Genomic DNA, 24,148 nt, shown 5'->3' with positions numbered 1-24,148 from the left:
GTTTCGAGTCTCTCTACACTGGGTCTCGCGGTCGGCACTGTCGCCGGCCGGTTCTTCACGGAGACTCAGTCATGTTCAAGCAAGCACTCTCGTCGATCGCCGCGTTCGCGCTCATGTTTTCCATCGGCAGCGCGTTCGCGGCCGTCGACGTCAACACCGCCAATTCCGATGCGCTGCGCGGCATCAAGGGCATTGGTCCGGCGAAGGCGAAAGCCATTCTCGACGAACGTCAGGCGCACGGCCCCTTCAAGGACGCCAACGATCTCAGCACGCGCGTGAAGGGCATGGGCGGCAAGACCGTCCAGCGTCTCGAAGCGGAGGGGCTGACGATCGGCGCTGCGTCGAAGACCGCGGCGGCCGCCCCGTCCGGTAACGCCGCACCGCCCGGCGCCGCAAACTCGGCTGTCGCGACGCCGGTTTCGGCGTCCACGTCGGCCAAGCCTGTCGTCGTGAAGAAATAAGCGATGACGCAGGGCGCGCCACGGTACACGGCGCGCCATCGATCTCCTTCAGCCTTCGGATGTTTTTGGGCTCCCTGCGGCTTGCCTCCCCGCGGGGCTTTTTGCGTGCGCGGGCGGCGCATACGCGAGGCAAACCATCCGCGTATCAGGGGTGCGCCGGCATCGACGGGACCGCTGGGCTACAATCGGAGCATCCCTATATCAAAATCCCACGGCAGACGCGTTCTCCGGCGGGAATGGAATCCGCTCCGCATATGGCTTACATGACTATCGAAGACACGGTCGGCAATACGCCGCTCGTGCAACTCGTCCGCGTCGTGGACGATGAAATCCGCAGCCGCAACAACGTCGTGCTGGGCAAGCTGGAAGGCAATAATCCGGCGGGCTCGGTGAAGGACCGCCCGGCCCTGTCGATGATCAGGAAAGCTGAGGAGCGCGGCCGCATCAAGCCGGGCGACACGCTGATCGAAGCGACGAGCGGCAACACCGGCATCGCGCTCGCGATGGCCGCCGCGATGCGCGGCTACAAGATGGTGCTGCTCATGCCCGAAGACCTGTCGATCGAGCGCCGTCAGAGCATGGCCGCGTATGGCGCGGAGATCGTGCTCACGCCGGTGACGGGCGGCATGGAATACGCGCGCGATCTCGCGGATCAAATGCAGCGCGACGGCAAGGGCATCATCCTCGACCAGTTCGCGAACCTGGACAATCCGCTCGCGCATTACGAAGGCACCGGCCCCGAGCTGTGGAAGCAGACGGAAGGCCGCCTCACGCACTTCGTGTCGTCGATGGGCACGACCGGCACGATCATGGGCGTGTCGAAGTATCTGAAAGAACAGGATCAGAAGATCGAGATCATTGGTGCGCAGCCGGAAGAGGGCTCGCGCATTCCGGGCATCCGCAAGTGGCCGGAAGCCTATTTGCCGAAGATCTTCGATCGCAGCCGCGTGGATCGCGTGGAGAACGTGAGTCAGGCGGCATCAGAAGCGATGGCGCGGCGCCTCGCGTCGGTGGAAGGCATTTTCGCCGGCATCTCGTCGGGCGGCGCGTGCGAAGTCGCGCTGCGCGTCGCGCGGCAGGTCGAGAACGCGACGATCGTGTTCATCGTCTGCGATCGCGGCGACCGTTATCTGTCGACGGGCGTGTTCCCGGCCTGATAGCGCGATTTCGCCCGCCCAATGAGAAAACCCCGGCAAGCCGGGGTTTTTGCTTTTCAGCGCTGACGGCGCGTCACTGCGGATTCGTGCCGGTGTCGCCCGCCATCATGCGCGTCTTCACTGCCTCGCCGAGCTGATACACCGCGAGCGCGTAGAAGAAGCTGCGGTTGTAGCGTGTGAGCACGTAGAAGTTCTTCAGACCGAGCGTGTATTCGGTTGCGCGGCCGGGCGTCGGCAGATCGACGACGGTGAGCGGCGTCGGCGCTTCGGCTGCGATGTCGAGGCCCGGTTCGTCGATCAGCATGCCGGCCTTCGTCAACTGCGCGAGCGACCATTTCGGCTCCGGCGAGCCATCGGCTGCCGCTTGCGCGATGCCCTGACTGCCGACATCGCCGGCGATACGCCACACGACCGGCCGTCCCGGCTGCCAGCCGTTCTGCTTCAGATAGTTCGCCACGCTGCCGATGGCATCGGCCTGGCTCGTGCGCAGATCGATGCGGCTGTTGCCGTCGAAATCGACCGCGTATTGCACGATGCTGCTCGGCAGAAACTGCGGGATGCCGATTGCGCCGGTATACGAACCGAGCACGCTCGTCGGGTCGATCTGCGAGTCGCGCGTCCACACCAGCAGATCTTCCAGATTCTTGCGGAAGGTCGCCATGCGCTCCACGCGGTTCGGGGTGTTCGGGTAATCGAAGGTGAGCGTGGTCAACGCGTCGAGCGCGCGGAAGTTGCCCATGTACTTCCCGTAGATCGTCTCGACGCCGATGATCCCGACAATGACCTCCGGCGGCACGCCGAACTGCGCGGCCGCGCGCTGAAGCGTTGCCTGATTCGCGCGCCAGAACTTCACGCCCGCATTGATGCGCACAGGCTCGATGAAGCGCGACTGATACGCGCGCCAGTTCCTGGCCTGCGGCGTGGGCGACGGCAGGACGAGCTTCGCAGCCGTCGCCGAATAGCTCACGTGGCTGAACAGGTCGTGCAGCGCGGACGAATCGAAGTCGTAGCGCGCGACCATGTCGTTGATGAACGCATCGACATTCGGATTGTTCGCGTAGCGCTGCGGCACGATCTCTTCTTCGAACACCTGCCCTTGCGGCGTCGCATTTTGCGGCTGCTGTGATTGCGCAAAGGCACTGTTGACTGAGAGAAAGCCGAACGCGCAAACGAGGGAGACGAGGAGTGCGCGCTTTGCCGGCTTGAATGGGGCCGTGAAGTCGAACGGAGCAAACGGGAAAGTCATAGTGTGCGTGGTTGGGGCGGTTTGGGTGACGCCGGGGCGCGGGCGGTGAGATGCCTGTGAATTGAATTCGAACCGCAACGATCCGCAACGATTCTCAACGAAACGCAACAGCCTGCAGCGTGCCTCGCGCGAGTGCTCGGCCGGCAAGGCGTCGGGGCAGTATAACCGACGCTTCGCGCCCGTATTGCCCGCGTGACCAAGGGACGACGGACGTGCCGAACGGTGTGGTAACTTAACGTCAATTGCGCGGCGCGTGGTCGCGTATGACGAAAAAACACGAGACGAGAGCCGACAAAAGCGGCATTGCGAGACATCATGGCCACCGGCTTTTACTCCCACCCCGACTGCCTACAGCACGACAACGGACAGTGGCATCCCGAATGCCCGGCGCGTTTGCAGGCGATCGAAGATCAACTGATCGCGAGCCGGATCGATGCGCTCATCGAGCGCGAGGAAGCGCCGCTCGCCGACGAAACCGAGCTCGCGCGCGTTCACACGCAGGCGCACATCGATTACATCAAGAGCCGTACGCCCGAATCGGGCAGAAGCGAGCTCGACCCGGATACGTCGATGTGCCCCGAGTCCTACCGCGCGGCGCTGCGCGCGGCGGGCGCGGCGATCGCGGCCACCGATGCGGTCATCGGGGGGCGTTACGACAACGCGTTCTGCAGCGTGCGCCCGCCGGGCCATCACGCGGAGCCCGCCCGTGCGATGGGCTTCTGTCTCTTCAACAACGTCGCGATCGCCGCGCGCCATGCGCTCGAGGTGCATGGCTTGCAGCGCGTCGCGATCGTCGATTTCGACGTGCATCACGGCAACGGCACCGAGGCCGCGTTCTCCGGCGACTCGCGCGTGCTGATGTGCAGCTTCTTTCAGCATCCGTTCTATCCGTTCAGCGGCGCCGACAATCACGCATCGAACATGGTCAACGTGCCATTGCCCGCGCGCACGAAGGGCATGCAGGTGCGCGAGGTGGTCGACATGCTGTGGCTGCCGCGGCTCGAGGAATTCAAGCCGCAGATGATCTTCGTCTCCGCCGGCTTCGATGCGCATCGCGAAGACGACATGGCCAACATGGGCCTCGTCGAAGACGATTACGCGTGGATCACCGAGCAGATCCGCGCGGTGGCGAAACGTCATGCGCAGGGGCGCATCGTGAGCTGTCTGGAAGGCGGATATAACCTGTCGGCGTTGGGGCGCAGCGTTGTCGCGCATCTGCGCGTGCTTGCGGAGATCTAGCCGGGCGCATGCGTGCGCGCGTAATCGGCACGCACGAGCGTCCAGTCGATCAATTCGCGAATGACGCGGTCGCGGTCGAGGTCGTTGAGCGTCTCGTGCACGCTGCCTTCGTAGATCGCGAGCGTGCTGTCGGCCGATCCCACGTTTGCCTCGAACTCGCGGCTGCCGGCGGGATCGCATATCGCGTCTTCCGAGCCGTGGAATACGAACAGCGGCAACGCAATCGCGCCGCGCTTCTGCGCGACGCGCTCCATCCCGGCCAGAATCTGCGCGGCGGTGCGTGCCGGCACAGCGCCGTGATGCACGAGCGGATCGCGCCTGTACGCCTGAACGACGCCTGGCGCGCGCGACAGCATCGCCGGATCGATGCTGAACGCGGCCACGCGCGGCAAGACCAGGCCGACGATGCGGCTCAGCTTCGCTTTCCAGCGTGGCGTCGTCGCGCCGATTTTCAATGCGGCACTCGACAGGATCAGGCCCGCCAGCTTCCGCTCCTGCGCGCGCTCCGCGACATAGAGCGCCGCGATCGTGCCGCCCATGCTGTGACCCATCAGAAAGAGCGGCGTGCCGGCGGGCGGCGTCGCCGCGCAGGCTTCGAGCAGCACATCGGTGTCGCGCAGATAGTCGGTGAACACGCGCACCCACACGCGATCGCCCGACGACTTTCCGTGCCCGCGCAGATCGATCGCGATCAGCTCGATCCCCGCCGCGTTCAAAGGAATCGCGAGCGCGTCATAGCGCCGCGCATGCTCCCCGAGGCCGTGAACCAGTCCGATGCGCGCCTTCAGCTCGACGTCCGGCGCAGGCTGCCAGCGATGCAGGAACAGTTCCACGCCGTGTCGCGTCGTGACGGCGCTCGTCGAATAGATGTTGCGTGACATGAGTCGGTAAATTCCCCGGAGTTATTAGCCGATCCGAAATCATTATTAAACAGAATGTAACGCGTCCTGTAAAATCACCGGCGACGGTACTAAACGGCTATGAACGAGCGGCGGCCGGCTGCGCGGGTGCTTTCACCCGGCGAGCCTTCCGCCGTTTGCATTTTTATGATCGAAATACGCAACCTTTCACAACGCTTCGCAGGGCCCCGAGGCTGGGTCGAAGCGCTGCACAACGTCAATCTGACGATTCCCGCCGGCGAAGTATTCGGCATCATCGGGCGCAGTGGCGCGGGCAAGAGCACGCTGGTGCGCACCATCAATCTGCTGACGCGGCCGAGCGAAGGCAACGTGATCGTCGACGGCCGCGATCTCATGACGCTCGGCACCGACGATCTGCGCGCCGCGCGCCGTGACATCGGCATGATCTTTCAGCACTTCAATCTGCTGAGCTCGCGCACGGTGTTCGACAATGTCGCGCTGCCGCTCGAGCTCGCGGGCAAGAAGCGCGCGGAGATCGAAGCGGCCGTGCTGCCGCTGCTCGATCTCGTCGGCCTCACGACGCACAAGGACAAGTATCCCGCGCAGATCAGCGGCGGGCAGAAGCAGCGCGTGGGCATCGCGCGGGCGCTCGCGAGCAATCCGAAAGTGCTGCTCTCCGATGAAGCCACGTCCGCGCTCGATCCGGAAACCACGCGCGCGATTCTCGATCTGCTGCGCAAGATCAATCGCGAGCTCGGTCTCACGATCGTGCTCATCACGCACCAGATGGAAGTGATCAAGCAGGTGTGCGATCGCGTCGCGGTGCTCGACGCGGGGCGCGTGGTCGAAGAAGGCAATGTCGTCGATGTCTTCATGCAGCCGCATCACGACGTCACGCGCGCGCTGCTCGGCGATGTGATCGCGCACGAACTGCCGCCAGCGTTGAAGGCGCGCGTCACCGAGCGGCTGAAGACCGGCAGCGGTCATTTGCTGCGGCTCGCGTTCTCGGGCTCGGGCGTCGATCAGCCGATTCTCTCGGAGACGATCCGCCGCTACGAGCTCGACTTCAACATCCTGCATGGCCAGATCGACGAGATCCAGGGGCAGGCGTTCGGTTCGCTCGCGGTGCTGGCGGGCGGTCAGCCGGTGAAGATCGCCGAGGCGATCGAATATCTGCGTGCTCAAGGTGTCGTCGTGGAGGAGTTGTCCCATGTTGAGTGAAATGTTCGACATGTTCGTGCAGTCGTTCTGGGAAACGCTGATCATGGTCGGCATCTCGGGACTCGTCGGGGCGGCCGTCGGCTTGCCGCTCGGGGTGCTGCTCTATCTCACCGATCGCGATGGCGTGCTGCGCAACGTCGGCGTGAATCGCGTGCTCGGCGGCATCGTCAATGCGGTGCGCTCGACGCCGTTCATCATCCTGCTCGTCGCGGTGATTCCGTTCACGCGTCTCGTCGTCGGTTCGTCGATCGGAACGGCGGCCGCGGTCGTGCCGCTGACCATCGCGGCCGCGCCGTTCATCGCGCGGCTCGTCGAAACCGCGCTGCGCGAAGTGGATCGCGGTCTCATCGAAGCCGCGCAGGCGATGGGCGCGACCACGAGCCAGATCGTCTTCAAGGTGCTGCTGCCGGAATCGCTGCCGGGCGTCGTCGCGGGTCTGACGATCACGTTCGTGTCGCTCGTCGGCTATTCGGCGATGGCGGGCGCGATCGGCGGCGGCGGGCTCGGCGATCTCGGCATCCGCTATGGTTATCAACGTTTCCTGCCGGAAGTGATGATCACGGTCGTCGTGATCCTCATCGTCTTCGTTCAACTCGTGCAGTCGTTCGGCGACTGGCTCGTTCGTCGTCTCAGCCACAAATAACCACTCGAAAATCATGCAACGTCGATTCATTCTGAAGTTCGCCGCAGCGCTTCTGGGCGCAACGCTGTTCAACGGCGTCGCGCACGCCGATGAATCCATCAAGATGGGTGTGACGGGCGGCCCGCACGCGCAGATCATGGAGGTCGTGAAGCAGGTCGCCGCGAAGAACGGCCTGAAGATCACGGTCGTCGAGTTCTCCGACTACGTGCAGCCGAACGCCGCGCTCGCCGCCGGCGATCTCGACGCGAACAGCTATCAGCACTTGCCGTATCTCGAGGCGCAGGTGAAGGATCGCGGCTACAAGCTCATCAAGATCGCCGACACGGTGACGTTCCCGATGGGCATCTATTCGAAAAAGCTGAAGTCGCTGTCCGCGCTCGGCAACGGCGCGCGCATCGCGGTGCCGAACGATCCGACCAACGGCGGGCGCGCATTGCTGCTGCTGCAGAAGCAGGGGCTCATCAAGCTGCGCGCGGACGCGGGCCTGAAGGCGACGCCGATCGATATCGTCGAGAATCCGAAGAAGCTGAAGATAGTCGAGCTCGACGCGGCGCAAATCCCGCGTTCGCTCGATGACGTGGATGCCGCCGCCATCAACACGAACTTCGCGATGGAAGCGGGCCTGAAGCCGAAGTCGGACGCGATCGCGATCGAGGATCCGCGCGGCCCGTACGTGAACATCATCGCGATCCGCGCGGCCGACAAGGACAAGCCGTGGGTCGGCAAGCTGATCGCGGCCTACCATTCGCCGGAGGTGAAGCAGTTCGTCGAAGGCAAATATGCCGGGGCGGTGATTACGGCCTGGTAATCGTTTTCAGCGGACGATTCGGGTTTTCGTGGATATAAATAGAACGATCGTTCGATAAAAATAAGCCCATACCTATTGCGGGACAACCCGGTCCCCCCCGGAGATGGAGGGGACAGCGGACGCGGCGCTCGTATAATGACGCTGGGTTGACGTAATCGTAACTTTGGAGCGTGTGCATGAAAATTCTGGTGCCAGTCAAGCGCGTGGTCGACTACAACGTGAAGGTCCGTGTGAAGTCGGATAACACGGGTGTCGATATCGCCAATGTGAAGATGTCGATGAACCCGTTCGACGAGATCGCCGTGGAAGAGGCGGTGCGTCTGAAGGAAGCGGGTGTCGCTACGGAAGTGATCGCCGTGTCGTGCGGCGTGACGCAGTGTCAGGAGACGTTGCGTACGGCTTTGGCCATCGGCGCGGATCGCGCGATTCTGGTCGAAAGCGCTGATGAATTGCAGCCGCTCGCGGTCGCGAAGATCCTGAAGGCGCTGGTCGATCAGGAGAAGCCGGAGCTCGTGATTCTCGGCAAGCAGGCTATCGACGACGATTCGAATCAGACCGGTCAGATGCTCGCCGCACTGGCGGGTCTGCCGCAAGCGACGTTCGCATCGAAGGTCGTGATCGCGGACGGCAAGGCCACGGTGTCGCGTGAAGTCGATGGCGGCGCGGAAACGCTGTCGCTGAAATTGCCTGCAGTCGTGACCACGGATCTGCGCCTGAACGAGCCGCGCTACGTGACGCTGCCGAACATCATGAAGGCGAAGAAGAAGCCGCTGACGACGGTGAAGCCCGCTGATCTGGGCGTCGACGTCGCACCGCGCCTGAAGACGCTGAAAGTCACGGAGCCGCCGAAGCGCAGCGCCGGCATCATGGTGCCGGACGTGAAGACGCTGGTCGAGAAGCTCAAGACCGAAGCCAAGGTGCTGTAAAGGAGACGCGAGAAAATGACGATTCTGGTAATTGCGGAACACGACAACGCGTCGATCAAGGCAGCGACGCTGAACACGGTTGCAGCTGCGTCGAAGATCGGCGGTGACATTCATGTGCTGGTTGCGGGTTCGAACGCGCAGGGCGCGGCGGACGCAGCGGCGAAGATCGCAGGCGTGGCGAAAGTGCTGCTGGCCGATGCGCCTCAACTCGCCGATGGCCTCGCGGAAAACATCGAAGGCACGGTGCTGAACATCGCGAAGAATTATTCGCACATTCTGGCTCCGGCAACGGCATACGGTAAGAACATCGCGCCGCGTATCGCAGCGCATCTGGATGTCGCGCAAATCAGCGACATCACCGCAGTCGACAGCGCCGACACCTTCGAGCGTCCGATCTACGCGGGCAACGCCATCGCGATCGTTCAGTCGATCGATCCGATCAAGGTCATCACGGTTCGTGCGACGGGTTTCGATCCGGTCGCGGCGGAAGGCGGCAGCGCATCGGTCGAAAAGATCGAAGCCGCAGCCGATGCGGGCATCTCGCAGTTCGTGAGCCGCGAAGTGACGAAGCTCGATCGTCCGGAGCTGACGAGCGCGACGATCATCGTGTCGGGCGGCCGTGGTCTCGGCAGCGGCGAGAACTATACGAAGACGCTGGAGCCTTTGGCCGACAAGCTCGGCGCGGCGCTGGGCGCATCGCGTGCGGCAGTCGATGCGGGCTACGTTCCGAACGACTTCCAGGTTGGCCAGACGGGCAAGATCGTTGCGCCGCAACTGTATGTCGCGGTCGGCATCTCGGGCGCGATTCAGCACTTGGCCGGCATGAAGGACTCGAAGGTCATCGTCGCGATCAACAAAGACCCCGAAGCACCGATCTTCAGCGTCGCGGATTACGGTCTCGTCGGCGATCTGTTCACGGTCGTGCCGGAACTGGTGAAAGAGCTTGGCTAACCGCGCTGTGTGAGTCGAGCACTCGCAATAAATTAAGCGAAAGGGCGCGACATACGTTGCGCCCTTTTTTTGTACCCAAATATCTGAAAGCGGAGGAGACAACACGATGAGCTACAGCGCCCCGGTCAAGGACATGCTGTTCGTGGTGAAGGAACTGGCGGGTATCGACAGCATCGCCGCGCTGCCCGGTTACGAGGACGCGGGCTTCGACACCGCGCAGGCCGTGGTCGAGGAAGCCGCGCGTTTCTGCGGCGAAGTCATCGCGCCGTTGAATGTGATCGGCGACCGCGATCCGAGCGCCTGGGCGAACGGCGAAGTCACGACGACGCCCGGCTTCAAGGACGCGTTCCGTCAGTTCGGGGAAGGCGGCTGGCAAGGCGTCGTGCATCCGTCGGACTTCGGCGGACAAGGCTTGCCGAAGCTCATCGCGACGCCGTGCATCGAAGCACTCAACTCGGCGAATCTTTCTTTCGCATTGTGCCCGCTGCTCACCGACGGCGCGATCGAAGCGCTCCTCACCGCCGGCAGCGACGAACAGAAGGCGCAATATCTGCCGAAGTTCATCTCGGGCGAATGGACCGGCACGATGAATCTCACGGAGCCGCAGGCCGGCTCCGATCTCGCGCTCGTGCGCACGCGCGCGGAGCCGCAGGGCGACGGCACGTTCAAGGTCTTCGGCACGAAGATCTTCATCACGTACGGCGAGCACGATATGGCGAAGAACATCGTGCATCTGGTGCTCGCGCGCACGCCGGACGCGCCCGAAGGCGTGAAGGGCATCTCGCTCTTTCTCGTGCCGAAGTTCCTCATCAACGAAGACGGTTCGCTCGGCGCGCGCAACGACGTGCATTGCGTGTCGATCGAGCACAAGCTCGGCATCAAGGCGAGCCCGACGGCCGTGCTGCAATACGGCGATCACGGCGGCGCGATCGGCTATCTGATCGGCGAAGAGAATCGCGGTCTCGAGTACATGTTCATCATGATGAACGCGGCGCGCTTTGCCGTCGGCATGCAGGGCGTCGCGATTGCCGAGCGCGCGTATCAACAGGCCGTCGCGTATGCGAAGGAGCGCGTGCAGAGCCGCCCGGTCGATGGCAGCGCGAAAGAGCCGGTCACGATCATCCATCATCCCGACGTGCGCCGCATGCTCTCGACGATGCGCGCCTACACCGAGGGCGCCCGCGCGCTCGCATACGTCGCGGCGGCGCACAGCGATCTCGCGCACGGCCATCCGGACGAGGACGCGAAGAAGAGCCATCAGGCGATCTATGAATATCTCGTGCCGATCGTGAAGGGCTTCAGCACGGAGATGTCCGTCGATGTCGCGAGCCTCGGCGTGCAGGTGCACGGCGGCATGGGCTTCATCGAGGAGACGGGCGCGGCACAGCATTATCGCGATGCGCGCATTCTGCCGATCTATGAAGGTACGACGGCGATCCAGGCGAACGATCTCGTCGGCCGCAAAACCGTGCGTGACGGCGGCAAGGCGGCGCAGGCGCTGCTCGCGCAGATCGACCAGACCATCGCGGCGCTCACCGAAGTGGATGGCCAGCCGTTCAAGTCGATGCATCGGCACTTGAGCGCGGGAAGTTTGTCGCTCGCGCGCGCAATCGAGTTCATCGTCGCGAAGTTCAAGAGCGATCCGAACGCCGTATTCGCGGGCAGCGTGCCGTATCTGCGGCTTGCGGGCATCGTGTTGTCGGGATGGCAGATGGCGCGCGCGATGCTCGTCGCCCATTCGAAGCGTGCGGACGACGAGCGCTTCTACTCAGCGAAGATCGCGACGGCCGAGTTCTTCGCGGAGCACATCCTGTCGCACGCGCCGGGGATCGAGGCGTCGATCATCAGCGCAAAGGGCACGGAAGGCGTGCTCGCGCTGAGCGAAGATCAGTTCTGAAAACGACAAAGGCGCCGCGAGGCGCCTTTGTTCTTTCGTGCATCAGATGAATTACGCGTTCGCGTATCCCGGACGCGTATTTACGCCGACATCGCCGAAGTAGCGATGCACCGACAGATCGTCCGCGCGGATCGCGGGCTGTTTGCCGGACATCAGATCCGCGAGCAACTGGCCGGAGCCGCACGACATCGTCCAGCCGAGCGTGCCGTGTCCCGTGTTGAGGAACAGGTTCGGCACCGGCGTGCGGCCGACGATCGGCGTGCCGTCCGGCGTCATCGGGCGCAGGCCGGTCCAGAACGTGGCGCTCGCCGTGTCGCCGCCGCCCGGGAACAGGTCGTTCACGCACATTTCGAGCGTCTCGCGGCGCGCATTCTTCAGCTTCTTGTCATAGCCGACGATTTCCGCCATGCCGCCCACGCGGATGCGGTCGTCGAAACGCGTGATCGCGATCTTGTACGTTTCGTCGAGCACGGTCGACACCGGCGCGCGGTTCGTATCGACGATCGGCGCGGTGATCGAATAGCCCTTCAGCGGATAAACCGGAATCTTGATCAGATCGCCGAGCAGCTTCGGCGAGTACGAGCCGAGCGCGACGACATACGAATCCGCCGTCACCAGCTCCTTGCCGCACTGCACGCCCGCGATGCGGCCGTTGGCGACGGCGAGCGCATCGATCGACGTGTTGTAGCGGAACTTGACGCCCAGCGCTTCGGCCATGGCGGCGAGGCGCGTCGTGAACATCTGGCAGTCGCCGGTTTCGTCGTTCGGCAGGCGCAGGCCGCCCGTCAGCTTGTGCGAAACGGCGGCGAGCGCGGGTTCGGCCTTCTTCAGCTCGTCGGCGGTGAGCAGCTCGAACGGCACGTTGGCGTCCTTCAGAACCGCGATGTCCTTGCCTGCGCCGTCGAATTGCTGTTGCGTGCGGAACAGTTGCAGCGTGCCGCCGGTGCGGCCTTCATAGTGAATGCCAGTGTCGGCGCGCAAGGCTTGCAGGCAGTCGCGGCTGTATTCGGCGAGGCGCACCATGCGGCCCTTGTTCACCGTATAGCGATCCTGCGTGCAATTGCGCAGCATTTGCCACATCCATTGCAGCTGGTTCATCGTGCCGTCGAGGCGGATCGCGAGCGGCGCATGCTTCTCGAACATCCATTTGACGGCCTTGAGCGGCACGCCAGGTGCGGCCCACGGCGATGCGTAACCCGGGGAGATCTGTCCGGCATTCGCGAAACTCGTTTCGAGGGCGGGGCCTGCTTCGCGGTCGATGACCGTGACTTCGTGGCCGGCGCGAGCAAGGTAATACGCGCTCGTCACGCCAACGACGCCGCTTCCGAGAATAACGATTCGCATGTGATCTCCAGTTCGATTTCGCTGGACAGCCTGTCAAACCTGCGACACTCTGTCCGTCTAGTGTTATCGACTATAGTATTGAGATCGAGCCAGTTTTAGTTATTGTATTTGGGCGATTTTCAGGAAAAACCAATGCGAACACAGCGAAATCCGGTCCGCGCGCTCGACAAGCTCGATCACAAGATCCTGAACATCCTTCAGGAGGACGGCCGCATCGCGATGAAGGATCTCGCGGAGCGCGTCGGGTTGTCGGTGACGCCTTGCATCGAGCGCGTCAAGCGCATGGAGCGCGACGGCGTCATCATGGGCTATTACGCGCGCGTGAACCCAACGGAACTGGGTGCGGCGCTGCTGGTTTTCGTCGAGATCACGCTCGATCACAAGAGCGGCAACATGTTCGAGCAGTTCCGGCGCGAGGTGCAGAAGATTCCGGAAGTGCTCGAATGCCATCTGGTATCCGGTGAGTTTGACTATCTGATCAAGGCACGCATCGGTGAGATGGCGGACTATCGCAAGCTGCTCGGCGACATCCTGCTGCAGTTGCCGGGCGCGGTGCAGTCCAAGAGTTATGTGGTGATGGAAGAGATCAAGGAGACGCTCAAGATTCTCGTCGAGACGTGATTTTTCGCTTGCGATGAAGGCGCGATACTGTATATTTATACAGTATCAATCGTTGGATTTCCGTCGCAATGTCATCGCCCGATCGTGAGTATCCCGTTGCACCGCCCGCTCCGTTGAAGGGGCGCGGCGCGGTTACGAATATCCAGGGCCGCTACGAAAAGGACGAACGCGAACGCGTCGACGACGGCTGGCAGCACGTCGACGATCCCGAGAACGATGGTGCGCCGCCGTTGCGCACGCAGGTTTTCGAGGAACACGCGAAGAGCATCCTCACGCGCAACAGCTCGCCGGACATTCCGTTCACCGCGTCGCTGAACCCGTATCGCGGGTGCGAACACGGCTGCATTTATTGCTTCGCGCGCCCGACGCACAGCTATCTCGGACTCTCGCCGGGACTCGATTTCGAAAGCCGCATCTACGCGAAGATCAACGCACCCGACCTGCTCGAGCGTGAACTGGCGAAACCGAACTACGAACCCGATCCGATCGCGCTCGGCGTGAATACGGACGCCTATCAGCCGGTCGAGCGCGAACTGCAGCTCACGCGGCGCGTGATTCAGATCCTTCACGACTGCGGGCATCCGTTCGCCGCTATCACCAAGTCGTCGCTGATCGAACGCGACATCGACCTGCTCGCGCCGATGGCCGAGCGCGGCCAGGTCATGGCGGCGATCACCGTTACGACGCTCGACGCCGACATCGCGCGCACGCTGGAACCCCGCGCGGCAACGCCGGCGCGGCGCCTGCGCACCATCCGCACGCTCGCCGAAACCGGCATTCCGGTGGGCGTGAGCATCGCGCCGGTCATTCCGTTCGTGACAGAGCAGGATATGGAGCGCGTGCTGGAAGCATGTGCGGAAGCGGGCGCGACGAGCGCGAGCTATATCGTGCTGCGTCTGCCGTGGGAAGTGGCGCCGCTCTTCAAGGACTGGCTGGCTGCGCATTTTCCTGATCGCGCGGATCGCGTGATGAGCCGCGTGCGCGACATGCGCGGAGGGAAGGACTACGACTCGAACTTCGCCACTCGGATGAAAGGCGAGGGCCTGTGGGCGGATATGCTCAAGCAGCGCTTTCAGAAGGCGACCAGGCGTCTCGGACTGAACGCGCGGCAGCGCGGCATTCTCGACATGTCCGAGTTTCAGCGGCCGGCGAAGCATGCCGCACCGCCCGCCAGCCCTCAGCTCGATCTCTTCTGACGTTTTATTGCGACAGCGTCTTCGCTGCTTCGATCTGGCTCTCGAAGTACGTCTGAAAGGTGAGCGCGAGGCCGGTCATCAGCAAGAAGGCGCCGATCAGCAGCGAGAACATCACGACGAAGATGACGGTCCAGCCGGAACGGCTGTTGCGGCCGGTATGGGCGTTGAACTGCGCATCCCATTTGGCGTCCGGCCGCAAGCCGTAGACGATGGCCGACAGAAACGCGGCGAGCAGCGAAAGGGCGCCCGGAAACGCCATCGCCCAGCCCAGAATCGACGTGCGCTCGGTTTCCGCGAGCAGCAGATAGCCGAACGCGCCCAATACGATGCCGACGATGTGCGCCCAGCCCCATTTGTCGCGCATGCCATACAGATAGAAGCGGTGCAGACCGATGTAGCCGAACAGGAAAGCGAGCGCCGCGGTGAGCGTCTTCGAGCGGAAATACGGCGGAACCTGCTTGCCGGCCGGCTTGGAGCCGGATTGTGTGGCGACGGACGAGGAAGTCATCAGCGAAAGCGGTGGTGAGAGGAGGCGGGCGCGGTTTCGAACCGGCGCCGGTCTGCCATTTTACGCCGACGACCGCGCCCGCCACCAAGGGCGCGTTGCCGCATCGGCGTGATTTCCGGTATCCGGAAACGCGTCGGATTCCGCGCGAGCAGCGCCTATCATCCAAAAAATGCGTTAAGTGTTTGTTAGGGCGTCGGAATCCGGCTATAATCGCCTGTTCTCGTAGTTCCGAACCCCGGTTTTCAAGGATTTCAGCATGGTCATCATCCGCTTGGCTCGTGGCGGCTCGAAGAAGCGCCCGTTCTACAACATCGTCGCAACCGATTCGCGTAGCCGCCGTGACGGCCGCTTCATCGAGCGCGTTGGCTTCTACAACCCGGTCGCCACGAAGGGCGAGTCGCTGCGTATCGCTCAGGACCGCCTGACGTACTGGCAAGGCGTCGGCGCGCAACTGTCGCCGACCGTCGAGCGCCTGGTCAAGCAAGCTCAGCAAGCCCAGCCGGCTGCTTAAGCTCGCTCGTCGACGCTGTAGCAACCGCTCGAAACCTGCCCAAAGGTTCGCCGATGTCCACGCGCGATTCTGAATCCGGACGCGCTTCCGGAAGCATCGGCAAACCGAAGCCGGGGCAAGATGAAGGTGCCGCCACGTTTGGTGCGTTTGTCCGCAAGCCGGGCGCGCGTCGCGTGGCGGTCGACGTTTCGAGCGCAAACAAGTCCGGAGACGTAATCGAGTCGATCGAGGCTTTGCCTGACGATGCCGTCGAAGTCGGTTTCATCACCGATGCCTACGGTCTCAAAGGCTGGGTCAAGGTCGTACCGCACGCCAACGGCAAGCAGGGCGGCGACGCGCTTCTGAGCGCGAAACGCTGGTGGCTCGTGAAGGGCCGCGATCGCAAGTCCGCGCGCTGTCTGCAGTCGAAGGTGCACGCCGATACCATCGTCGCGCGTCTGGGCGGCTGCGAAGACCGCGATGCGGCCATGTCGCTGAAAGGCCACTCGGTGCATATCGCGCGCAGCGATTTCCCGAAGCTCGACAGCGAAGACGAATTTTACTGGGTCGATCTCATCGGCCTGGATGTCGAGAATGAGGCGGGCGTCGCGCTTGGCCGCGTCGCCGATCTCATCGACAACGGCGCGCATTCCATCCTGCGGATCGAGTATCCGGACGCTGACAAGGATGGCAAGGCCGTCACCGGCGAGCGGCTGATTCCGTTCGTCGGCGTGTATGTGAAGACGGTGGACCGGGCGGCGAAACGTATCGTCGTCGACTGGGACGCTGACTATTGAACATCGGCACGTTACGGAGAGAGCGATGCAGTTCGATGTCGTGACGCTCTTTCCCGAAATGTTTCGCGCGCTGACCGACTGGGGTATCACCAGCCGGGCGGTGAAGCAGGAGCGGTTCGGTCTGCGCACGTGGAATCCGCGCGATTTCACCACGGACAACTACCGCACCGTCGACGATCGCCCGTACGGCGGCGGCCCCGGCATGGTCATGCTGGCGCGTCCGCTCGAAGACGCGATCAACGCGGCGAAGGCTGCGCAGCGCGAGCAGGGCATTACGTCGACGCGCGTCGTGATGATGTCGCCGCAAGGTGCGAAGCTGGACCACGACCGCGTCATGCGGTTCGCGCAGGAACCCGGTCTCGTGCTGCTGTGCGGCCGTTACGAAGCGATCGACCAGCGTCTGATCGACCGCGAAGTGGACGAAGAAGTGAGCCTCGGCGATTTCGTTCTGTCCGGCGGAGAGCTTCCCGCGATGGCGCTGATGGACGCAGTCGTGCGCCAGTTGCCCGGCGTGCTGAACGACGCGCAATCGGCGGTGCAGGACAGTTTCGTCGACGTATTGCTCGATTGTCCGCATTACACGCGGCCGGAAGAGTACGAAGGCACGCGGGTTCCGGATGTGCTGCTCGGCGGCCATCACAAGGAAATCGACGCGTGGCGCAGGCGCGAAGCATTGCGCAACACATTCAACAAGCGGCCCGATCTGATCGAGCGGGCGCGCGCAGGCAAGATGTTGAGCCGTGCCGATGAGGCATGGCTCGCAGAACTCGCGAAGGAAGCGTCGAAGCCCGCATAGGCTTCGGGCGGACGAGCGGGAAAATGGGGGTGCCGGCTCGAAGTCGGCGCCTGAAGCAAACCCATCCTCTACCGGGGCCTGACTCAAAACAAGGCACGCAACTCCGGCAAGATGGCACAAGGAGTCAGTAATGAATCTGATTGAGCAACTCGAGAAGGAAGAGATCGCACGCGTTCTGGGCGAGAAGACCATCCCCGACTTCGCGCCGGGCGATACCGTCGTCGTCAACGTGAACGTGGTCGAAGGCACGCGTAAGCGTGTCCAGGCATACGAAGGCGTCGTCATCGCGAAGCGTAACCGTGGCCTGAACTCGAACTTCATCGTCCGCAAGATTTCGTCGGGCGAAGGCGTCGAGCGTACGTTCCAGACTTACTCGCCGCTGCTCGCGAGCATCGTCGTGAAGCGCCGTGGTGATGTTCGCCGCGCTAAGCTCTACTACCTGCGCGAGCGTTCGGGCAAGTCGGCTCGAATCAAGGAAAAGCTGGTCTTCAAGGACAAGACTGCCTCGGCGGAGTAATCGGCCAGGTCGGTCCCTTGTCAGACGCAGTACGGAAAAAGCACCCCATGTGGGTGCTTTTTTCTTTGGTGTGTTCCAATTGAGTCTTCGACAGACCCATTTCCGACCCGTGTCCACCGGCAAGACTTCGACTCCTCGCATCCTCGAACCCGAAAAGATGCCCGTCCTGACGACGGGTGAGACTCTCCCGCCGGTTCCGCCCGAGCGCCTCACGCCTGAGGGTTTGCGCGCGCGTTTCGCGATGAATCTCCACTGGTCTCAGGAAGAGCGCGAGCAACGCATCAAGGCAATCGGCGGCGATCCGCGCGTGGCGTCGGTGCTGGTGCCGCTCGTCGTGCGCGAAGGCGGGCTGACGGTGCTGCTGACGCAGCGCGCCGATCATCTCTCCGATCATGCGGGGCAGATCAGTTTTCCCGGCGGCCGCCGCGAACCCGAAGACGCCGATGCCGCCGCCACGGCGCTGCGCGAAGCCAACGAAGAAGTGGGCCTGGGCGCGGAGCATTGCGAGATCGTCGGCGCGATGCCCGAATATCTGACGGGCACGGGCTTCAAGGTGACGCCGATCGTCGCCCTCGTGTATCCGCCGTTCACGCTCGAGGCCGACACGCGCGAAGTCGCCGATATCTTCGAGGTCCCGCTCGCGTGGCTCATGAATCCGGCGAACCACGAAGTGCGCGTGTTTCGCTGGGAAGGCGGCGAGCGTCGTTTTTTTGCCATGCCTTATGTGCCGGGCGAAAGAAAGGCGCCCTATTTCATCTGGGGCGCAACGGCGGGCATGTTGCGCAATTTCTACCGCTTCCTCGCGGCTTGAGCGAAAGCGCGCGCGAAGTGCGCATTGCTGCGATTGCGAGCGCGATGGCTTCGCACGCAAAACGCGACAGGCGCTGTGCTATCGTTACGCGAAACTCGAACTAAACCGACCGTTTCGGCGCTTCGCATGACTTTTTTCTCCGTATTGCTGGCTCTCATCATCGAGCAAGTGCGCGCGCTGTCGCCGCACAATCCGATTTCGGCGTTGCTTCAATACCATGCGGAATCCACCGCGCATGGTTTCGACGCCGGCAAGGAGAAGCACGGCATTGTCGCGTGGCTCGTCGTCGTGTTGCCCTGGACGCTCGTCGTCGGGCTCGTCTATTACGTGCTGTACCACATCAACTTCGTTCTGGCATTCCTGTGGAACGTGGTGATCGTGTATTTCACGCTCGGCTTCCGTCAGTTCAGCCACTATTTCACCGACATCCACCTCGCGCTCAACAACGACGACGTGCCGCGCGCGCGCGAAGTGCTGACCGAATGGACCGGCATGGACACGGTCGACATGCCCGTCAGCGAAATCGTGCGTCATACGCTGGTCCACGCGGTCGTGGCGTCGCATCGGCATGTATTCGGCGTGTTCTTCTGGTTCCTGATTCCGATCGGCCCGGCGGGCGCGGTGCTTTATCGGATCGCGGAATATCTGGCGCGCGCGTGGTCGAAGCCGAATCCGGAGCGCACCGCCGAGTTCTCGTCGTTCGCGCAGCGCGCGTTTTTCATCATCGATTGGGTGCCCGCGCGCCTGACCGCGCTCGGCTTTGCGATCGTCGGCAATTTCGAGGACGCGATCTACGCGTGGCGCAATCACGCGCGCCAGTGGCCGGACGCGAACGAGGGCGTGTTGCTCGCCGCGGGCAGTGGCGCGCTGGGCGCGCGTCTCGCGGGGCCGCTCGCCGAACCGCTTTCGGTCGAGGCGCTGGCCGTCGGCGAAGCGAGCCCGCTGCCCGTCGGCGACGACTGCACGCCGCGCACGCTGCAATCGGCGGTCGGCCTCGTGTGGCGCGCCGTGATTCTGTGGATGTTGCTGCTGCTGATGCTGACCATCGCCGTATGGCTGGCGTAGTCAGTCGTCCAGGGGATCGCGCGCCGTCTGACACTGCCAGCACACAGTGAACTGCGGCTCCAGCCATTCGCCGCATTGCTTGCATTTCCAGGGCCGGGCGTTCGCGTCCGGCCCTTTTCGTGCGCCCTCCAGAAGGCGCAGCGCAAGCGCTTCGTCGCGATCGTCGACGATCCATATCTCCGGCGCGCACTGATCCGCCGGAATCTCGCCCATCGCGCCGTTCAGATAGCGGTTATGCAACTCGCAAGGCACGCCCGCGGCCGCCAGCACGTTCACCCAATGCTGCGCCGTGATCAGGTTGGGGGCGCGCGTGAGCCGCTTCATCGAACGATCTGGCTGGCTTCGTGAACGAGTTGCGCGTAGAGCGCGTGGCGCTCGGGCCTGATCTTGCCGGCTTCGACCGCTTCGAGCACCGCGCAGCCGGGCTCGTGCAGATGATGGCAGTTGTAGAAGCGGCAGTGGCCGAGATACGGCCGGAAATCCGCGAACGCACGCTCGAGTTGGCCCTCGGACAAGTGATGCAGGCCGAACTCCTGAAAACCCGGCGAGTCGATGAGCGCGCCGCCGCCGGGCAGGTCGTAGAGTCGCGTGAACGTGGTCGTGTGACGGCCGCTGTTGAGCGCCGAGGAAATCTCGCGCGTCGCGGCATCGGCATCGGGGACGAGCAGGTTCACGAGCGTCGATTTGCCCATGCCGGACTGGCCGAGCAGGATCGTCGAGCGGTCTTTGAGGCGCGCGTCGAGTTGCGGGTGCACATTGCCGGGTGCCATTTTCGCGGACAGCTCGATGACCGTGTAGCCGAGCTCGCGATACGGCGCGAGACGTTCGCGCGCGAGCGGCAGCGCGCTTTCGACGTCGATCTTGTTCAACACGATCAGCGATTCCAGTCCATGCGCCTCCGCCGCGATCAGCGCGCGCCCGAGCAGATCCTCGCTGAAGTGCGGCTCGGTGGCGAGCACGATCAGCAGTTGATCGAGATTCGCGGCGAAGAGCTTCGACTTGAACTGGTCCGAGCGATACAGCAGATTGCGCCGCTCGCCGATTTCGACGATCACGCCCTGATCCGCCGACGATTGCTCGTAGCTCACGCGGTCGCCCACGGCCACTTCGCTTCGCTTGCCGCGCGGGAAGCACTGGAGCATCGCGCCGCCGTCTTCGGGCGTTACGAGATAGTGCCGCCCATGCGCTGCGATCACGGTGCCTTCGAGTCGCGCGCCCACACCCGGACGCCTGGAGCCGCGCGTCATGCGGCGTGCTGCATCAGGCGGTCGATGCGCTGCGAGGCGGGTGGATGCGAATAGTAGAACGCGGTGTAGATGGGATCGGGCGTGAGCGTCGACGCGTTGTCCTCGTAGAGCTTCACGAGCGCGTTCACGAGATCCTTCGGATCGGTCTGGCTCGCGGCGAAGGCATCGGCTTCGAACTCGTTCTTGCGCGATGTCAGGCTGCCGAGCGGCGTGATGAAGAACATGAACACCGGCAGCACGAGCATGAACAGCACGAGCGCGAGCCCGTTGTTGCTGCCGACGAGCGACGGCCGCACGCCCAGGCCTTCGTAGAACCACGTCGTTTGAATGAGCCAGCCGAGCAGCGCGAGCATCGCGAGGCTGATGCCGAACATGACGATCATCAGCTTCAGCACGTGACGGCGCTTGAAGTGGCCGAGTTCATGCGCCAGCACCGCTTCGATTTCGCTGCCGGAAAGGCGCGCGAGCAGGGTATCGAAGAACACGATGCGCTTTGCCGCGCCGAAGCCCGTGAAATACGCGTTGCCGTGCGCCGAGCGGCGGCTGCCGTCCATCACGAACAGGCCCTTGGCCGCGAAGCCGGTGCGCGACATCAGATTCGTGATGCGCGCGACGAGCGCCTCGTCCTTCAGCGGCTCGAACTTGTTGAAGAGCGGAGCGATGAAGGTCGGATAGATGATCATCGCGAGCAACTGGAACGCGACCCACACCATCCACGTCCAGAGCCACCAGAAGGTGCCGGCGCGGTCCATCAGCCAGAGCGTGAGCAGCAGAAGCGGCGCGCCGATGACGATCGCGAGCAGCGTGCCCTTCACCAGATCGACGAAGAAGAGCTTCTTCGACATGCGGTTGAAGCCGAACTTTTCCTCGATCACGAAATGGCGGATGTAATCGAACGGCAGGTCGATGACGCTCGTGATCGCGACGACCGACGCCACCAGCGCGATCTGTCCGAGATAGCCGCGCCCGAGCCAGTCCGAGATGGCGAGATCGAGCGCCTGCACGCCGCCGAGCAGCGTCAGCGCGACGAGCACGACCGCGCTCGTGACGACCTCGATCATCGTGAGGCGGGTGCGTTCGACGGTGTAATCCGCGGCGCGCTGATGCGCGGTGAGCGGGATCGTGCCGGAAAACTGCGCGGGCACGCCGTTGCGATGCGCGGCGACGTGGCGAATCTGCCGCGACGCGAGCCAGAGCTTGGTCGAGACCATCGCGACGAGGGCGACGACGAAGATCGTCGAGAAGGCGAGTGTGAGGTTGGCCATCCGGGCATTCCGATTGAACTATGCGAGAATTATAGGTTCTTGGCCGTGCCGCCGCGCAGTGTCGAATCCGACATCCCGCAACGAGCAAGACAGCGAGCGGGCACGGCATTCCCACCTCTCAGGCCGCTTTCATGACCGACATCTCCGCCACTCCCGAATCAGACGAAAACGCGCTCGTGCGCAGCGACATGAATCTCGTGTGGCTCGATATGGAGATGACCGGTCTCGATCCGGACAACGATCGCATCATCGAGATCGCGGTGGTCGTGACGAATTCGACGCTCGACAAGATGGTGGAAGGGCCGGTGCTCGCGATTCATCAGTCGGACGAAACGCTCGGCCGCATGGACGAGTGGAACCGCAATACGCACGGCCGCTCGGGGCTGACCGAGCGCGTGAAGGCATCGACGGTCGATGAAGCCGAAGCCACGCGCCAGATCCGCGATTTTCTCGGCCAGTACGTGCCGCCCGGCAAGTCTCCGATGTGCGGCAATTCGATCTGCCAGGACCGACGTTTCATGGCGCGCTGGATGCCGGAGCTGGAAACCTTCTTCCACTACCGCAATCTCGACGTCAGCACCCTGAAGGAACTGTGCCGCCGCTGGCAGCCGGCGATCTACAAGGGCTTCCAGAAGCGCGCGATGCACACGGCACTCGCGGACATCCACGAGTCGATCGACGAGCTCAAGTATTACCGCGAGCACTTCCTGATTCCGTCGGCGCCGGCCGCCGCGTCCTAATCTTTCGGCGGGCGGATCGCGCTCTTCGGGCGGAACGCGGCGACGACTTCCGCCCGCGTTTCGATATAAGGCCCGCCGATCAGATCGATGCAATACGGTACCGCCGCGAAAATGCCCGGCACTTTCGCCTTGCCGTTCTCGTCTTTGAGGCCTTCGAGCGTCTCGCGGATCGACTTCGGCTGCCCCGGCAGATTGATGATCAGCGCGGCGTGATCGTCCGTTTCGCGAATCACCGCGACCTGCCGCGAAAGAATCGCGGTCGGCACGAAATTCAGGCTGATCTGGCGCATCTGCTCACCGAAGCCGGGCATCGGCTTCGTGGCGACGGCGAGTGTCGCTTCCGGCGTCACGTCGCGGCGCGCGGGGCCGGTGCCGCCCGTCGTCAGCACGAGATCGCAGCCGTGCGTGTCGACGAGCTCGACGAGCGTCGCGGAAATCGTGGCCGCGTCGTCCTGGATCAAGCGCGTCTCGGCGCGAAAGGGCGTCGTGAGCGCCTCGCCGAGCCACGCCTGCAACGACGGCAAGCCCTTGTCCTCGTAGACGCCTTGAGACGCGCGATCGCTGATCGACACGAGTCCGACGATCAGTTCGTCCGGATGATTACGCTTCGGTTTCGTCATCGCGATCGTCCTCGTCGCCTTCGATGTCTTCGTCTTCATCGGTCACGCCCGCCGCGTTCTTGATCCACTGGAACAGCTCGCGGTAATAGCGCGGCGGCTTCTGCTGCTGACGCTCCTTGCGCGCGTTGCGGATCAGCGTGCGGCCTTCCTGCGGATCGACGCCCGGATGATTGCGGATGAATTCGGTGAGCGCGGCGTCGTCGGCGAGAAGCTGCTCGCGCGTGCGCTCGATCCAGTGCATCCGCGCGGTTTCGGCCTTGTTCACGCCGCGATGCGTGTCCAGCGCGGTGCGCAGCGCAGCGATTTCGTCTTCGGTCAGCGAGCGCATGACCTTGCCGACGTATTGCAACTGGCGGCGCTTGCCCTCGTGATCGGTGATGCGGCGCGCCTCGCGCACGGCGTCGCCGAGATCCTCGGGCATCGGCATGCGTTTGAGCGCGTCTTTCGGCAGCGCGATGAGCGCTTCGCCCAGCTCCTGCAGCGCGTGCATTTCGCGCTTCAGCTGGGATTTGCTCGGGCGGTCGTAGCCGTTTTCGTCGGTCTCGCGCGCGTCGTCGCGGCCGGAATCGATCGGTTGAATGCGGGTTTTACGGTTCATCCCGACATTGTAGCTTGCGCCCGCATCGCGCCCGAACCGCGCGCCGAAGCTTGGCGGGTCAATGCGCGCTGTCCTTGCTATGATCGCGTGATACGTCGATCCGCTGTTCGGCGTTCGATTGCGA

General features: G+C 63.4%; 27 protein-coding genes. 18 read left to right on the top strand and 9 right to left on the bottom strand.

The genetic code is table 11. The features are described 5' to 3' along the window. The first annotated feature begins 71 nt into the window (after window positions 1-71). Both AWB78_RS16850 and cysM read left to right on the top strand, forming a co-directional pair. The gene (locus AWB78_RS16850) at window positions 72-461 is read left to right on the top strand and encodes a ComEA family DNA-binding protein (RefSeq protein ID WP_062606159.1); all 390 of its coding nucleotides are present in this window, start codon (window positions 72-74) and stop codon (window positions 459-461) included. A 254-nt stretch (window positions 462-715) separates the two neighbouring features. Beyond that, window positions 716-1,618 carry a cysteine synthase CysM gene (gene cysM, locus AWB78_RS16845; RefSeq protein ID WP_062606157.1) on the top strand — a complete coding sequence of 301 codons (903 nt, stop codon included), beginning with the start codon at window positions 716-718 and terminating at the stop codon, window positions 1,616-1,618. A 73-nt stretch (window positions 1,619-1,691) separates the two neighbouring features. On the opposite strand, the gene mltB is transcribed toward cysM, so the two are convergent. After that, window positions 1,692-2,864: a lytic murein transglycosylase B gene (mltB, locus tag AWB78_RS16840; RefSeq protein WP_062606156.1), complete on the bottom strand. Its 1,173-nt coding sequence runs from the start codon at window positions 2,862-2,864 to the stop codon at window positions 1,692-1,694. A 315-nt stretch (window positions 2,865-3,179) separates the two neighbouring features. On the opposite strand from mltB, the gene AWB78_RS16835 reads away from it, so the two are divergent. Continuing rightward, the gene (locus tag AWB78_RS16835) at window positions 3,180-4,103 is read left to right on the top strand and encodes a histone deacetylase family protein (protein ID WP_062606155.1); all 924 of its coding nucleotides are present in this window, start codon (window positions 3,180-3,182) and stop codon (window positions 4,101-4,103) included. Here AWB78_RS16835 and AWB78_RS16830 read toward each other — a convergent pair. Beyond that, on the bottom strand, window positions 4,100-4,984 hold the full coding sequence (locus tag AWB78_RS16830) for an alpha/beta hydrolase (RefSeq protein WP_062606154.1): 885 nt from the start codon (window positions 4,982-4,984) through the stop codon (window positions 4,100-4,102). The genes AWB78_RS16835 and AWB78_RS16830 overlap by 4 nt on opposite strands. Before the next feature lie 165 nt (window positions 4,985-5,149). On the opposite strand from AWB78_RS16830, the gene AWB78_RS16825 reads away from it, so the two are divergent. From AWB78_RS16825 to AWB78_RS16800, 6 genes are all read left to right on the top strand, one after another. Beyond that, the gene (locus AWB78_RS16825) at window positions 5,150-6,184 is read left to right on the top strand and encodes a methionine ABC transporter ATP-binding protein (protein WP_062606153.1); all 1,035 of its coding nucleotides are present in this window, start codon (window positions 5,150-5,152) and stop codon (window positions 6,182-6,184) included. After that, window positions 6,174-6,827, top strand: coding sequence for a methionine ABC transporter permease (locus tag AWB78_RS16820; RefSeq protein WP_062606152.1), 654 nt, complete (start codon window positions 6,174-6,176; stop codon window positions 6,825-6,827). The genes AWB78_RS16825 and AWB78_RS16820 overlap by 11 nt, the downstream gene beginning before the upstream one ends. A gap of 13 nt (window positions 6,828-6,840) precedes the next feature. Next, a complete protein-coding gene (locus AWB78_RS16815) occupies window positions 6,841-7,635 on the top strand; it encodes a MetQ/NlpA family ABC transporter substrate-binding protein (RefSeq protein ID WP_062606150.1) in 795 nt (264 codons plus the stop codon). Between the two features lie 176 nt (window positions 7,636-7,811). After that, window positions 7,812-8,561: an electron transfer flavoprotein subunit beta/FixA family protein gene (locus tag AWB78_RS16810; RefSeq protein ID WP_062606148.1), complete on the top strand. Its 750-nt coding sequence runs from the start codon at window positions 7,812-7,814 to the stop codon at window positions 8,559-8,561. 15 nt (window positions 8,562-8,576) lie between these two features. Then, window positions 8,577-9,512, top strand: a complete 936-nt coding sequence (locus AWB78_RS16805; RefSeq protein WP_062606146.1) for an electron transfer flavoprotein subunit alpha/FixB family protein — start codon at window positions 8,577-8,579, stop codon at window positions 9,510-9,512. Window positions 9,513-9,618: 106 nt separating this feature from the next. Further along, on the top strand, window positions 9,619-11,409 hold the full coding sequence (locus tag AWB78_RS16800) for an acyl-CoA dehydrogenase (RefSeq protein WP_062606144.1): 1,791 nt from the start codon (window positions 9,619-9,621) through the stop codon (window positions 11,407-11,409). Between the two features lie 51 nt (window positions 11,410-11,460). Here the strand turns inward: AWB78_RS16800 and AWB78_RS16795 are convergent, their stop codons facing one another. After that, the gene (locus AWB78_RS16795; RefSeq protein WP_062606142.1) at window positions 11,461-12,753 is read right to left on the bottom strand and encodes a D-amino acid dehydrogenase; all 1,293 of its coding nucleotides are present in this window, start codon (window positions 12,751-12,753) and stop codon (window positions 11,461-11,463) included. 132 nt (window positions 12,754-12,885) lie between these two features. On the opposite strand from AWB78_RS16795, the gene AWB78_RS16790 reads away from it, so the two are divergent. Together AWB78_RS16790 and AWB78_RS16785 are read left to right on the top strand one after the other, a co-directional pair. After that, complete coding sequence (locus AWB78_RS16790; protein WP_062606140.1) at window positions 12,886-13,374, top strand: Lrp/AsnC ligand binding domain-containing protein; 489 nt, start codon at window positions 12,886-12,888, stop codon at window positions 13,372-13,374. Between the two features lie 68 nt (window positions 13,375-13,442). Then, the gene (locus tag AWB78_RS16785; protein WP_062606138.1) at window positions 13,443-14,570 is read left to right on the top strand and encodes a PA0069 family radical SAM protein; all 1,128 of its coding nucleotides are present in this window, start codon (window positions 13,443-13,445) and stop codon (window positions 14,568-14,570) included. 4 nt (window positions 14,571-14,574) lie between these two features. Here AWB78_RS16785 and AWB78_RS16780 read toward each other — a convergent pair whose 3' ends face one another. Then, complete coding sequence (locus AWB78_RS16780) at window positions 14,575-15,078, bottom strand: TM2 domain-containing protein (protein ID WP_062606136.1); 504 nt, start codon at window positions 15,076-15,078, stop codon at window positions 14,575-14,577. Between the two features lie 256 nt (window positions 15,079-15,334). Between AWB78_RS16780 and rpsP the strand changes: the two genes are divergently transcribed. From rpsP to AWB78_RS16750, 6 genes are all read left to right on the top strand, one after another. Further along, the gene (rpsP, locus tag AWB78_RS16775) at window positions 15,335-15,589 is read left to right on the top strand and encodes a 30S ribosomal protein S16 (RefSeq protein WP_008342343.1); all 255 of its coding nucleotides are present in this window, start codon (window positions 15,335-15,337) and stop codon (window positions 15,587-15,589) included. A gap of 53 nt (window positions 15,590-15,642) precedes the next feature. Further along, window positions 15,643-16,365 (top strand): ribosome maturation factor RimM, encoded by a 723-nt coding sequence (gene rimM, locus AWB78_RS16770; RefSeq protein WP_062606134.1) that lies wholly within the window; start codon window positions 15,643-15,645, stop codon window positions 16,363-16,365. A 25-nt stretch (window positions 16,366-16,390) separates the two neighbouring features. Next, on the top strand, window positions 16,391-17,161 hold the full coding sequence (gene trmD / locus AWB78_RS16765) for a tRNA (guanosine(37)-N1)-methyltransferase TrmD (protein WP_062606132.1): 771 nt from the start codon (window positions 16,391-16,393) through the stop codon (window positions 17,159-17,161). Window positions 17,162-17,291: 130 nt separating this feature from the next. Beyond that, a complete protein-coding gene (gene rplS / locus AWB78_RS16760) occupies window positions 17,292-17,678 on the top strand; it encodes a 50S ribosomal protein L19 (protein ID WP_062606130.1) in 387 nt (128 codons plus the stop codon). A gap of 157 nt (window positions 17,679-17,835) precedes the next feature. Then, a complete protein-coding gene (locus AWB78_RS16755) occupies window positions 17,836-18,489 on the top strand; it encodes a CoA pyrophosphatase (protein ID WP_062606128.1) in 654 nt (217 codons plus the stop codon). A 126-nt stretch (window positions 18,490-18,615) separates the two neighbouring features. Next, window positions 18,616-19,554 carry a CobD/CbiB family protein gene (locus AWB78_RS16750; protein WP_062606127.1) on the top strand — a complete coding sequence of 313 codons (939 nt, stop codon included), beginning with the start codon at window positions 18,616-18,618 and terminating at the stop codon, window positions 19,552-19,554. Here AWB78_RS16750 and AWB78_RS16745 read toward each other — a convergent pair whose 3' ends face one another. The 3 genes from AWB78_RS16745 to AWB78_RS16735 are packed head-to-tail and all read right to left on the bottom strand — an operon-like array spanning window position 19,555 to window position 22,066. After that, on the bottom strand, window positions 19,555-19,878 hold the full coding sequence (locus AWB78_RS16745) for a putative signal transducing protein (protein ID WP_062606125.1): 324 nt from the start codon (window positions 19,876-19,878) through the stop codon (window positions 19,555-19,557). It abuts the gene before it with no gap. Then, entirely contained in the window at window positions 19,875-20,801 is a 927-nt protein-coding gene (gene rsgA, locus AWB78_RS16740; RefSeq protein ID WP_062606123.1) for a ribosome small subunit-dependent GTPase A, read from the bottom strand. The genes AWB78_RS16745 and rsgA overlap by 4 nt, the downstream gene beginning before the upstream one ends. Further along, window positions 20,798-22,066 carry a M48 family metallopeptidase gene (locus tag AWB78_RS16735; RefSeq protein ID WP_062606121.1) on the bottom strand — a complete coding sequence of 423 codons (1,269 nt, stop codon included), beginning with the start codon at window positions 22,064-22,066 and terminating at the stop codon, window positions 20,798-20,800. Before AWB78_RS16735 ends, rsgA begins: the two co-directional genes overlap by 4 nt. Before the next feature lie 131 nt (window positions 22,067-22,197). Here AWB78_RS16735 and orn point away from each other — a divergent pair, with 131 nt between their 5' ends. Then, window positions 22,198-22,806, top strand: a complete 609-nt coding sequence (gene orn / locus AWB78_RS16730; protein ID WP_062606119.1) for an oligoribonuclease — start codon at window positions 22,198-22,200, stop codon at window positions 22,804-22,806. On the opposite strand, the gene mog is transcribed toward orn, so the two are convergent. After that, entirely contained in the window at window positions 22,803-23,426 is a 624-nt protein-coding gene (gene mog, locus AWB78_RS16725; protein ID WP_062606117.1) for a molybdopterin adenylyltransferase, read from the bottom strand. The genes orn and mog overlap by 4 nt on opposite strands. After that, window positions 23,407-24,024, bottom strand: a complete 618-nt coding sequence (gene yjgA / locus AWB78_RS16720; protein WP_062606115.1) for a ribosome biogenesis factor YjgA — start codon at window positions 24,022-24,024, stop codon at window positions 23,407-23,409. The genes mog and yjgA overlap by 20 nt, the downstream gene beginning before the upstream one ends. Window positions 24,025-24,148: the final 124 nt, after the last annotated feature.

Source organism: Caballeronia calidae, from assembly GCF_900044055.2.
In the GTDB taxonomy this organism is placed as follows: domain Bacteria; phylum Pseudomonadota; class Gammaproteobacteria; order Burkholderiales; family Burkholderiaceae; genus Caballeronia; species Caballeronia calidae.
The sequence above is the reverse complement of the archived record's forward strand: the minus strand, read 5'-3'. Positions and strand labels throughout refer to the sequence as shown.